General features: G+C 61.7%; 8 protein-coding genes and 1 rRNA gene. 5 read left to right on the forward strand and 4 right to left on the reverse strand.

Annotation, left to right across the window (positions count from 1 at the left end):
* The first annotated feature begins 59 nt into the window (after positions 1–59).
* Genes AC2FNA_RS06740 through AC2FNA_RS06755 form a run of 4 tightly spaced genes read left to right on the forward strand, consistent with a single transcriptional unit; the run spans position 60 to position 6,392 of the window.
* Positions 60–1,628, forward strand: a complete 1,569-nt coding sequence (locus AC2FNA_RS06740; RefSeq protein WP_496825259.1) for a trimethylamine methyltransferase family protein — start codon at positions 60–62, stop codon at positions 1,626–1,628.
* Positions 1,629–1,637: 9 nt separating this feature from the next.
* Positions 1,638–3,683 (forward strand): oxidoreductase, encoded by a 2,046-nt coding sequence (locus AC2FNA_RS06745; protein ID WP_496825260.1) that lies wholly within the window; start codon positions 1,638–1,640, stop codon positions 3,681–3,683.
* Position 3,684: 1 nt separating this feature from the next.
* On the forward strand, positions 3,685–4,416 hold the full coding sequence (locus tag AC2FNA_RS06750; RefSeq protein WP_496825261.1) for an NAD(P)-binding domain-containing protein: 732 nt from the start codon (positions 3,685–3,687) through the stop codon (positions 4,414–4,416).
* Positions 4,413–6,392, forward strand: coding sequence for an oxidoreductase (locus AC2FNA_RS06755; RefSeq protein WP_496825262.1), 1,980 nt, complete (start codon positions 4,413–4,415; stop codon positions 6,390–6,392). The genes AC2FNA_RS06750 and AC2FNA_RS06755 overlap by 4 nt, the downstream gene beginning before the upstream one ends.
* On the opposite strand, the gene AC2FNA_RS06760 is transcribed toward AC2FNA_RS06755, so the two are convergent.
* Complete coding sequence (locus tag AC2FNA_RS06760) at positions 6,389–8,833, reverse strand: PAS domain-containing hybrid sensor histidine kinase/response regulator (RefSeq protein ID WP_496825263.1); 2,445 nt, start codon at positions 8,831–8,833, stop codon at positions 6,389–6,391. The genes AC2FNA_RS06755 and AC2FNA_RS06760 overlap by 4 nt on opposite strands.
* A gap of 88 nt (positions 8,834–8,921) precedes the next feature.
* Complete coding sequence (locus AC2FNA_RS06765) at positions 8,922–9,404, reverse strand: molybdopterin-dependent oxidoreductase (RefSeq protein WP_234182379.1); 483 nt, start codon at positions 9,402–9,404, stop codon at positions 8,922–8,924.
* Positions 9,405–9,737: 333 nt separating this feature from the next.
* Between AC2FNA_RS06765 and AC2FNA_RS06770 the strand changes: the two genes are divergently transcribed.
* On the forward strand, positions 9,738–10,352 hold the full coding sequence (locus AC2FNA_RS06770) for a response regulator (RefSeq protein ID WP_496825264.1): 615 nt from the start codon (positions 9,738–9,740) through the stop codon (positions 10,350–10,352).
* Positions 10,353–10,365: 13 nt separating this feature from the next.
* Here AC2FNA_RS06770 and lptF read toward each other — a convergent pair whose 3' ends face one another.
* Positions 10,366–11,493: an LPS export ABC transporter permease LptF gene (gene lptF / locus AC2FNA_RS06775; protein WP_496825265.1), complete on the reverse strand. Its 1,128-nt coding sequence runs from the start codon at positions 11,491–11,493 to the stop codon at positions 10,366–10,368.
* A gap of 181 nt (positions 11,494–11,674) precedes the next feature.
* Positions 11,675–11,756, reverse strand: a 5S ribosomal RNA gene (gene rrf / locus AC2FNA_RS06780); the annotation flags it as partial.

Consider the following 11,756-nt stretch of genomic DNA (forward strand, 5'->3'; position numbering starts at 1 on the left):
CATGTGTCAAGTGTCGGCCAAGAATATCCATCCAACCCGATTTCGGCAGGTAGTTTCACATGAGCGAACAGACATCCCTTCGGTCCCGCCGGTCCCGCCGCGCCTCTGGCAAGGCAGGCCGCTCCGCCGAGCCCGGCCAGAACCTGCACCTGCGCGTGCCCTACATCACCCGCAAGATCCCGACCTACGATCTGCTGGGCGAGGAGTCGCTGGACAAGATCGAGGCCACCGCCGACCGTATCTTGGCCGAGATCGGGATCGAACTGCGCGACGACGAAGAAAGCATGCGGCTCTACAAACAGGCCGGGGCCCAGGTCACCGAGTTGCGGGCCGATGCCTGGAATGTCAGGTTCGAGCCGGGGATGCTGCGCGAGATCCTGAAAACCGCGCCTGCACGTTTTACCCAGCATGCACGCAACCCGGCCAACACGGTCGAAATCGGCGGCGACGCGATGGTATTCGCGCCTGCCTATGGCTCGCCCTTCGTGATGGATATGGACAATGGCCGACGCTATGGCACCATCCAGGACTTCCAGAACCTGATCAAGCTGGGCCAATCCTCGCCCTGGTTGCACCATTCCGGGGGCACCATCTGCGAGCCGACGGATATTCCGGTGAACAAGCGGCACCTGGACATGGTCTATTCGCACATGCGCTATTCCGACCGCGCCTTTCTGGGCTCGATCACCGCGCCGGAACGGGCCGCCGACAGTATCGAAATGTGCCGTATCCTGTTCGGCGCAGAGTTTGTCGACCAGAACTGCGTGATCATGGGCAACTTCAACACCACTTCGCCCTTGGTGATCGACGGAGTGACGGCGGCGGGCATCCGCACCTATGCGGCCGCCGGACAAGGCTCGATCCACCTGCCCTTCCTGCTGGGCGGCGCGGTGTCACCGCTGACCATGGCCGGGGCCGTCGCGCAGTGCCTCGCCGAATCGATGGCCTCAAGCGCGCTCACACAGCTGGTGCGCCCCGGCGCACCCGCGATCCTGGCAGGCTTCCTTTCATCAATGAGCCTGCGCTCGGGCAGCCCCACCTTCGGCACGCCGGAACCGGCGCTGGGTTCTCTGGTAATGGGCCAACTGGCCCGCCGCCTGAACATACCTCTGCGCTGTGCCGGCAATTTCTCGACCTCCAAGGCGCCCGACGGGCAGGCCATGCAGCAGGCGATGATGTCGATGATGTCGGCGGTGCAGGGCGGTGCCAACTACATCCTGCATTCCGCCGGTTTCGTCGACGGGCTGCTCAGCATGTCCTATGAGAAATTCGTAATGGACACTGACATGTGCGGCGCGCTGCATTCCTATCTGGCCGGGATCGAAGTGAACGAGGATACGCTGGGCTTCGAGGCACTGGCGCAGAACGGGCCGGGCGAACACCTGTTCGGCACCGACCACACCCTGCGCCACTATGAAACCGCCTATTGGGACAGCGGCCTGAACGACGATCAGACCCACGAGACCTGGTCCGAACAGGGCAGCGCCGATTATGCGATCCGCGCCAACAAACGCTGGAAGGATATCCTGAACACCTACGAGGCACCGGTGATGGACGACGCCACCGACGAGGCGCTGCGCGAGTTCATCGACCGCAAGAAAGCCTCGATGCCCGACGCCTGGTACTGAGGAAAGCCCATGAGCCGTGATCCGCTGCTGCAGCCTTTTCAGCTGAAAAACCTGACCCTGAAGAACCGAATCATGACCACAGCGCATGAACCGGCCTATCCCGAAGACGGCATGCCGAAACAGCGCTATGCGGCCTATCACGCCGAACGCGCACGCGCGGGCGTGGCGCTGGCGATGACCGCCGGATCAGCGGCGGTATCGCGCGACAGCCCGCCGGTCTTTAACAACATCCTCGCCTACAAGGACGAGGTGGTGCCGTGGATCCGGCAACTGACCGATGCCTGCCACGACCATGGCTGTGCCGTGATGATCCAGTTGACCCATCTGGGCCGCCGCACCGGCTGGAACAAGGGCGAGTGGTTACCCTCGGTCAGCTCGTCCCGGCACCGCGAACCGGCACACCGAGCGTTTCCGAAACTGGCCGAGGACTGGGATATCGCCCGTATCATCTCGGATTTCGCCGATGCCGCCGAACGGATGAAAGAGGGCGGCATGGACGGGATCGAGTTGCAGGTCTATGGCCACCTGCTGGATCAGTTCTGGTCACCGCTGACCAACGATCTGGACGGGCCTTATGGCGGCCAGACCCTGGAAAGCCGGATGAAGATGCCGCTGGACGTGTTGCGCGCGGTGCGGGCACGGGTCGGCGAAGATTTCATCGTTGGCCTGCGCTATACCGCCGACGAGGCGGCAGAGGGCGGTATCGGCCCCGAAGAGGGAATCGAGATTTCGAAACGGCTGGCAGATACCGGCATGGTCGATTTCCTGAACGTGATCCGGGGCCGCATCCACACCGATCCGGCGATGACCGACGTGATCCCGGTGCAGGGCATGAAAAGCGCCCCGCATCTGGATTTCGCGGGCGAGGTGAAAAAGGCCACCGGCATGCCGACCTTTCACGCCGCGCGTATCCCCGATGTGGCGACCGCGCGTCACGCGGTCGCTTCGGGGCTGCTCGACATGGTGGGCATGACCCGTGCGCACATGGCCGACCCCCATATCGTGCAGAAGATCGTCGAGGGGCGCGAGGACGACATTCGCCCCTGTGTCGGCGCCACCTATTGCCTCGACCGTATCTATCAGGCGGGCGAGGCACTTTGCATCCACAACCCGGCCACCGGTCGCGAGCTGACCATGCCGCACACGATCCCCTCTGCCCAGACGCGCAAACGTGTCGTGGTGGTGGGGGCCGGTCCGGCGGGGCTCGAGGCCGCGCGTGTCGCCGCCGAACGTGGTCACCATGTCACCGTGTTCGAGGCCCAGCCCGATCCCGGCGGCCAGGTCCGCCTGACCGCGCAGAACCCGCGTCGGCGCGAGATGATCGGGATCATCGACTGGCGCATGGCCCAATGCGCCGCCCGCGATGTCGAGTTCCGCTTCAACACCTGGGCCGAGGCGGCGGATGTGACCGCGCTGAACCCCGATGTGGTGATCATCGCCACCGGCGGTCTGCCCAATACCGAACTGTTTGAGACCGGACGCGAGAATAATCTGGTGGTCAGCGCCTGGGACCTGATCTCGGGAGATGTGAAACCGGCGCAGAATATTCTGATCTATGACGAGAGCGGTGACCACCCGGCGCTGATGGCAGCCGAGGTCGCTGCCAATGCCGGTGCAAAGGTCGAGGTGATGACCCCAGACCGCATGTTCGCGCCCGACATCATGGGCATGAACCTGGTCCCCTACATGCGCGCGCTTCAGGACAAGGATACCACCTTTACGGTGACCCGCCGCCTGTTGGACGTAACCCGTGACGGCAACCAGCTGCGCGCCAGGATCGGCACTGATTACAGCAGCTTCACCAGCGACAAGACCTATGATCAGGTGGTGGTCAACTATGGCACCATGCCGATGGCCGATCTCTATTTCGATCTCAAGCCTCTGTCCCGAAACGGGGGCGAGATCGACTATGACGCGCTGATCGCAGGCAACCCGCAGAGGGTCGAATCCAACCACGACGGCGCATTCCAGCTGTTCCGCATCGGCGACGCGGTCAGCGCCCGCAACACTCATGCGGCAATCTATGATGCGCTGAGGTTGGTGAAGGATATCTGAAATGAAAATCGGCGTGATCGGAACAGGCATTATCACAACTGCCATGGTGCGCGGCATCGCGGGCGACGGGCATGACATCACCGTGTCCGAACGCAGCGCCGCCAACGCGCGGGCGCTCGTGTCAGAGTTCGAAAACGTCTCCAGCGCCGACAACCAGACGGTGGTTGACCGCAGCGAGGTGATATTCCTGGGCCTGATGGCCGAGGTCGCGCCCGAGGTCCTTGGCGCACTGACCTTTCGCCCCGATCAACGCGTGATCACCCTGATGGCCGGCGCCTCGCTGGAAGAGGCCGGTGCCATGGTCGCGCCGGCCCGCGCGGTGGCCATCATGATGCCCTTCCCCGGCATCGCCCGCGGCGGTTCCCCGATCATCATGCAGGGCGATGCAGGCCTGGTCGAAGAAATCTTCGCTCCGCGCAACCAGGTATTCACGACCAAAAACGCCGAAGAGATGAACGCCTATCTCTGCGCCCAGGCAGTACTGTCCCCCGCCACGCGTATGGTCGGCGATGCCGCTGCATGGCTGGCCCCCCGCGTATCAGATCCAACCCAGGGCGAGGCCTTCCTGCGCGCACTGGTGGCCTCCAGCCTCGCCGCGTCAGACACTTCCACCCTGATCACAGCGCTGAACGCACCGGGTGGCTACAACCAGCGTCTGCGGCTGCACATGGAAGAGGCCGGCATGAGCGCGGACCTGGCGGCCGGACTCGACCAGCTGGAAGGTAAATCGTGAGCCTCAAGCACGTCTTCACCCCCGCCCAACTGCGCCACAAGATCCTGAAGAACCGCATCGTCTTTGGCGCCCACACCACCAACATGGCCCGCGACGGCCTGCCCGGCGACCAGCATCTGGCCTATTACGAGGAACGCGCCATGGGCGGCGCCGCGATGATCGTGGTCGAGCCGATGCCGGTCCATGCCGCCGCCGTTCTGACGCGCGGCAACTTCCGTCATTCCAGCGATGACGTCATCCCGCATTTCGCCCGCATCACCCAGGCCTGCAAGACGCATGGCACGGTGATGATCCAGCAGCTCTATCATGTCGGCGCGCATGGCGACTGGGACAACTCCTGGCACGCCAACTGGTCGCCCTCGGGCGGGCCCAGCTATCACGACAACGATGGCAGCCACGCCATGACCGAAGACGAGATCGAGGAAACCATTCAGGGCTTCGTCGATGCCGCCATCCGGTGCCAGAAATCCGGCTTCGACGGGGTCGAGGTCTGGGCCGCCTATCACTGCCTGCTTGACCAGTTCTGGACGCCGTTTTCCAATCAGCGCACCGACCAGTGGGGCGGCAGCCTTGAAAACCGCACCCGGCTCTCGCGCGAGATCATGGCGCGCATCCGCGCCGCCTGTGGTCCCGATTTCATCATCGGCCTGTCGGTGAACGACGATTCCGACAAGCCCGTTTGCCTCAGCCATGACGAAATGGTCGAGATCGTGGCGCTGCACGACGCCCAAGAGCTGATGGACTATGTCACCGTCGGCGCGGGCAGCTATTTCGACTTCTACAAGCTCCTGCCCAGCTTTCAGTATGCCGAAAACCTCGGCGCCGATCTGGCCGAGCGGCTGAAACAGGCGAACCTGACCGCGCTGATCACCGCCGAGGCCAATATCCGTACGCCCGACAACGCCAATACGGTGCTAGGGGCAGGACGGGCCGATCTGGTGTCGATCGTGCGCGGCCAGATCGCTGACCCGCATCTGGTGGCCAAGGCCGAGCGCGGCGCGGCCGAGGACATTCGCAGCTGCCTCTCGTGCAACCAGCAATGCTGGGGCCGGCGCGGTCGCGATTACTATATCTCTTGCCTGGTGAACCCCTCGGCCGGGCATGAATATCTCTGGGGCGGCGACCGGTTCACGCCTGCGCAGACCCCCAAAACCGTGCTGGTGGTCGGCGGCGGCCCTGCTGGGCTGGAATGCGCCCGGGTCGCCGCCGAACGCGGGCATCGTGTAATCCTTGCTGAGGCGGGGCCGGAACTGGGCGGACAATTCCGGCTGGCCGGGCTGCAACCGCGCCGGGCGCAGATCACCGACCTTATCGGCTGGTACGAACGCCAACTGCGCCAGCTCCAAGTGGAGATCCGATACAACAGCTATCTGGATGTCGAGGATGTCGCCGCCATCGGCGCCGACCGCGTGGTGCTGGCCACCGGGTCCACCCCACCCGAAACAGGGTTTCAAAAGGCTCTGCCGCATGTGGCCCACCTGCCCGGGATCGAACGCGGGCAGGTCTGGTCGATCCAGAACGTGATGACCCGCACCGCGCGGCTGGGGAAACATGTCGTTCTGCTGGACGAGGGCGGCAACTGGCGCGGCATCGGCACCGCCTGGCATCTGGCGGAAAAGGGCCACAAGGTCACGCTTGTCACCTCCGACGCCATGGTCGGGCGCGAACTGGCGCGCTCGGCCACCGACTTTCCGGCCCGTGCCACGTTGGCGGGGCTGGGGGTGCGCTTCGTCACCGAAAGCGCCCTGTCGGGATGGAGCGATGCGGGCGCCGAGGTGGTGTCGCTGTTGACCGGAGAGATGGAGGTGATGGCCGCTGACAGCCTCGTGCTGGCTACCGCCAACACGCCTGAAACAGCTCTGGCGCAAGCGTTGCGAGAGATGGGGATCGAGGCCACCAGCATCGGCGATGCCGCTGCGCCGCGACTGGCCGCCGCCGCCATCCACGAGGGGCGCAAGACCGGGCTGACGTTTTAGCGCCTCGTGGCCTCACCCCGCGTCGCCTCCAGTTCCGTTTTTAACCGCTCTAGCATGATGCCCCGTCGCATCGGCCATTCGGCAGCGCTGGTGGTCTCGATCTCTTGCAGCAACGCATGCAGATCGGCCCGCCCCAGTATCGCGGCAGAGCCAGCCTGTTCATGCACGCGCGCCTTCAGTGCATCAGACAGCTCCCCATGGGTCAGATCATCGGATATGCCACACAGCGTATCGACCATTTCCAATAGATAACCACGATAGCGCACTTCTCCGAACCGGCTGATGAAATCTTGTGAGACCGAAGGATCGGCGACCTGTGCCGTCGCCAACACGGGGAGCGCGCTGCCCAATGCTTTTTCCAACTGAGCCATCGAGATGGGCTTGGCCAGAAACCGGTCAAATCCCGTGGCAACGAAACGCTCCTTGTCCTCTTCCCGCGCATGGGCGGTAATCGCGATCGCGGGCGCGCTCGACGAAGGGCCCTGTTGCGCGCGGATTTCATGCAGGGTTTCCAGGCCATCCTTGCCCGGCATGCTGATATCCACAAGCAGCAGATCATACCGACGCTTTGCAGCGGTAGAGACCCCCTCGAACCCGTTCCGGGCAAGCACAACCTCACATCCGAAATCCTGCAACATGTCCTGAAGCAGCATCCGGTTTATGTCGTTGTCTTCGATAACCAATACCCGTTTGCCGGCAAGCGAGCTAGGTACCCGCGCGCTATTCTCGCTTTCGGTCACATTCTCAACCAGATCGCCCGGCCCCAACGGCAGGCGGATCAGGAACAGACTGCCCTCGTTCTCGATACTCTCGACCTCGATCTCACCTCCCATCGCCCAGACCAGCCGCTGGGTGATGCTCAGGCCCAGCCCGGTGCCAGGGTTCTCTCGGTCATAGGCGGTATCGATGGTGACGAACTCGTCGAATATCCGCTCGAGATCCCGTGCCGGAATGCCGATCCCTGTATCCGAGATGCGAAATTCGATCTGACCACCGTCTGTAAGCCGTTCGACCTCAAGTGTGATCTCGCCGTCCCGTGTGAATTTGATCGCGTTGCCCAGAAGATTGATCAGCGCCTGTTGCAGAGCGATGCGGTTGCCCAGCACGATTCCCGGATCATCGCCGATCAGATCCGTGCGCAGCCGGTTGCCGCACTCCTCTGCCGCCGCAATCAGACTTTCGGTGAGGCGCTGGACCATGGGCATCAGGGCGAACGGCTCCTTGGGGAAATCGATCATCCCGGATTCCAACCGCGACAGCTCCAGGACGCGGTTGACCTGAGTCAGCAGCAATTCGCCCGAAACCCGGATTGCACGCGCAAGGCGCAGCTGTTTGGGCGTCAGTTGGTCCCGCTCGATAAGATCCAGAGAGCCGAGAATGCCGTTCAGCGGGGTACGCATCTCGTGGCTCATCACCGTCAATAGTTGCGCCTTGGCCTGGGCGCCCGCCTGCGCGGTGTCGCGGGCCTCGCGCAGCTCGTCCTCGGTTCTGAGCCGGTTGGTGATGTCTCGCAGGAACGAGACAAAAACAAGCTGATCGCTGGTCTCGGCCAGCGAAATTGACAGTTCGACCGGAAACACCTCTCCCGATTTCCGCATCCCCTCCAGACGCAGATGCCCCCTGCCCACCACACGGCTGGTGCCATGTTCACGAAAGCGCCGCATCCCCTCATCGTGGCGCGCGCGGTATTCCGGCGGGATGATCAGATCGGCCATGGGCTGGCCAAGTACCTCACTTTGGGCATAGCCGAACATCGCCTCGGCACCGCCGTTGAATTCGATGATGCGGCCATCGGTATCGACCACCAGCACAGCATCAAGAGACGATTGCACAGCAGCCTCGAAACGAGATTTGACCGCGTCCTTTTCCGCCGAGACCATCTGACTGCTCCGATAGAGCCTCAGCAGAAACAGCGCGACGATCGTCAACGCGACCAGCAACACCAGAACCGACAACGCCAGACGCTTGAGGGTCTCCGAGACCTTGGCACGCTGAATATCCGCCGCCCGGGCAGAGGTATTGACGATCGTCAGCGCCAGGTCCCGCAATTCCGGCGACACCTGTTCGACAAGACGCAGCAGTTCCGGCAATCGTTCGGCCAGGTCCTGCTCGGACCCATCGACAATGGGCAGCGTCGCGTCCAGAAACAACCTGACCGACATAAGCCTCTGCTGGACTTCGGGTATCGCGCGCGCCTCAGCATAAAGCGCCCCGTGTAACACGATCTGGGTGCGGCTGTAGAAGATGTCAAACCGGGTTCGCAATTGCTGAAGGTCGGTCGCGCCGCCGTCTTGCGCCTTGAAGGCCGCGCCTTGAAGACGCAGCAGTTCAACTTCCAGCTGCGACATGTTCCAGCGGATATCATCGGTCGCGGCAGTCGACAGGGACTCGAGCCGCACCATCGCCTCGCGCCCGAGAAGCGCCGAATAGACGATCAGCACCAACACAAGTGCAAGCCAGAAGCCGGTCCTTAACCGACGACGAAACGAACTGATCAATCCTGTGGCGATCTCGGTACCCCGGTGCTGGCTATTTTGGCACCTCCAGCCGGATCAGCTGCCAGATGCTACGGGCATAGTATTCTTCGGTGTTATAGACCGGATTGTCATCATAGGGATACACGACCCACAATGGCCCCTTGTCACGGATCGACATCTGCTCGCCATTGTGCAGATAGGCCACCACCGGGCCGGGTTTGGTCGCATCCGAGGTTGGAATGTCGATCAGGTAATCGTTAACCGCGATCGCGGTAATCATGCCATCAGCGGCGCCGACATGATCGAGCAGGTCGCGCAAGGCAACACCGCGAAACACTTGCTCACCTTCGGTCCAGATCGTGGTTGTGCGGATTTCGCTGACCGGCAGCGCCGTCAGGTCGTCAATGTCGAGGCTGATGACAGACCCATCGGTTCCGGTAACAGAGAGAAGCTCTTCACCAGCTTCTGCACCATGCCCAAAAGGCGCAAAAAACGTTCCCGCCACCAAGATCAGTGCCAATGCGACAGATTTCATGCCAACCTCCTAGAAAATCGTTACCAGTCGCCAGCCTATGTCAGTCCGATACCTTCGGAACACAACGCTTAGGGGTAGCAGCGTAGACTTTCGTATAGGTATAACCCTAATTTGAGCAGATTAGTTTAACCCAAGCGAGAGTGCTTTTCTTGACCCACAACCATGGCGCAATGCGCTCTATCACACGGTCAGTGCCCTATGCCTGGATCGGTCGTGGCAAGAGCAGCAGACATGCAGCCATTAGGAGAGGTATTTTCCCCTGTTCCACTCTGGCAGCCCCGCCCGCACGCGGCTAAGATATTGCCGTTACATTACGTAGAAATTGGGACACGCATGCGCATTCTTCTGGCGGACGATCACGCCCTCGTTCGGGATACAACCTCGGTCTATCTCAAGGCAGAAGGCGAGGCCGAAGTCGTGACGGCGCCCGATTTCAATTCCGCAATGGAAACAATCAGGCACGATGGGCCCTTCGACCTGATCCTGCTCGATTTCAACATGCCCGGCATGAACGGGCTGGAGGGGTTGCGCCTGGCAATTCGACAGGCCCCCAAAACACCGGTGGCGCTGCTTAGCGGGACCGCTCCCAATCGGATCGCACAAGAGGCGGTGGATGCTGGCGCAGCAGGGTTTGTTCCCAAATCGATGGCGGCAAAAAGCCTTTTGAACGCGGTTCGCTTCATGGTGGCGGGTGAGATCTTTGTACCAAGCACTGTTCTGCTCGCCACTGATGAGCCGACGAGTGATAGCCTGAACGCCACTCTCAGCCAGCGTGAGAAACAAGTCCTAAGCGGGCTCTGCCGGGGCATGCCGAACAAAGAGATTGCCCGCGAACTCGACTTGCAGGAGGTCACGATCAAGCTGCATGTCCGAACCTTGTGCAAGAAACTGAACGCCAAGAATCGCACCCAAGCCGCGATGATTGCGCGGGATGCAGGATTCGAATAGCTGTGATCCAAGCCTACCCGGGATCGGCCGCAACCCGGCGACGCAACCATATAGGGCGTCCCGCAATATTCAGGAACAGGATCGATACGGCGATGCCGCCCAGGGCGGGGACATGCTGAACCCACCATAGACCGGGATGATCCGCGACAAAGGCGGTCGCCGTACTGCGCATTCCTTCGAGAGCAATCAATCCGGCGAAGGCGGCTACCAGCTGTGGCCAGAGACCAAAGCGCGAGAAAGTGCCCAGCATCAGCGTGGAGAATCCGATCAGGACAACCGCCACGCTGACACCCACCCAGGACAGTCGCTCCTGTATTTCCTCGGCGATCTCGCCTCTTGAATAGGTCTCGGCCAGTTTGCTCCCGCCTAGCGCAGCCGCAAGTGCCAAGGTCGGCATGCCTCGAATATCCTGCCGCCGTTCAGTATCCCGCTTGGCCAATGCCGAGATGTCGTACGAAAAATCACGAAACACTGTGGTCGACAGGGTCTTGCGCGCGGTTTCCATCTGCAAAGCGGTACCTTCGACCATCACCAGTGCGATCTGCTCGCCATTGCGGGCCAGAAACGCCTTGGAGCTTGTATAGGTCACCACGCGATCGGGCGCACGGCGATCGGACAGATAGACGTCGTTGAGCGTTCCGTCCCGATCGATCTTGCCAATATAGACGGTGACGCCCTTCACCGGATGCATGAACTGCCCGTCATTGAGGAGTTGCGCGGTCATATCACCGGCAACCTCGGCCTGCCGCGCCTCGAGCCGAAGCATCGCAGCGGGGCGCAGATAAAGCGTGATCGTGGCCAACATTGCAGCACAGATAAGCCCGAATAAAATCACCGGTCGTGCCAGCCGGAACGGGCTGCTGCCGGTTGCCAGCATCACAGTCATCTCACTCTCGCGGTTTAGACGGTTGGTGACATAGACAGTCGCGCAGAATGCCGCCATCGGCATCACGGTGCGGACCAGTGTTGGCAAGGTCAATGCCGTAAACTCGAGCGCGACCATTGCTGTCTGGCCGCTGCTGATCAACCGGTCAAACAGGCTGACCGCCTTGCTGATCCAGAATACACCCACCAGCACAAAGGCGAAAAAACCGCACAGAACCAGCATTTGGCGCAGGAAATATCCATCGAACTTTGACATGCGGGCTTTCGCGGATTGGTCTTTCGTTCGCGGCACAATAAGCTAGCGCTGCGGGATACGGAACCGCCGTTTTCTACCAGGCACGCGAGAGTGCTAAGAGAAGGTCCTTTTGGGACCCGTAGAGTCTGAAGCGCTCGTGTGTAGGTGCAAGGATCGCATTAGAGAGATGAGTATTTATTAGGTTTGGCGGTGACCTACTCTCCCGGGGCTTTAGCCCGAGTACCATTGGCGCGGAGGCACTTAACTTCCGGGTTCGGGAAGGG

The sequence above is a fragment of the Ruegeria sp. YKSD163 genome (assembly GCF_059612905.1).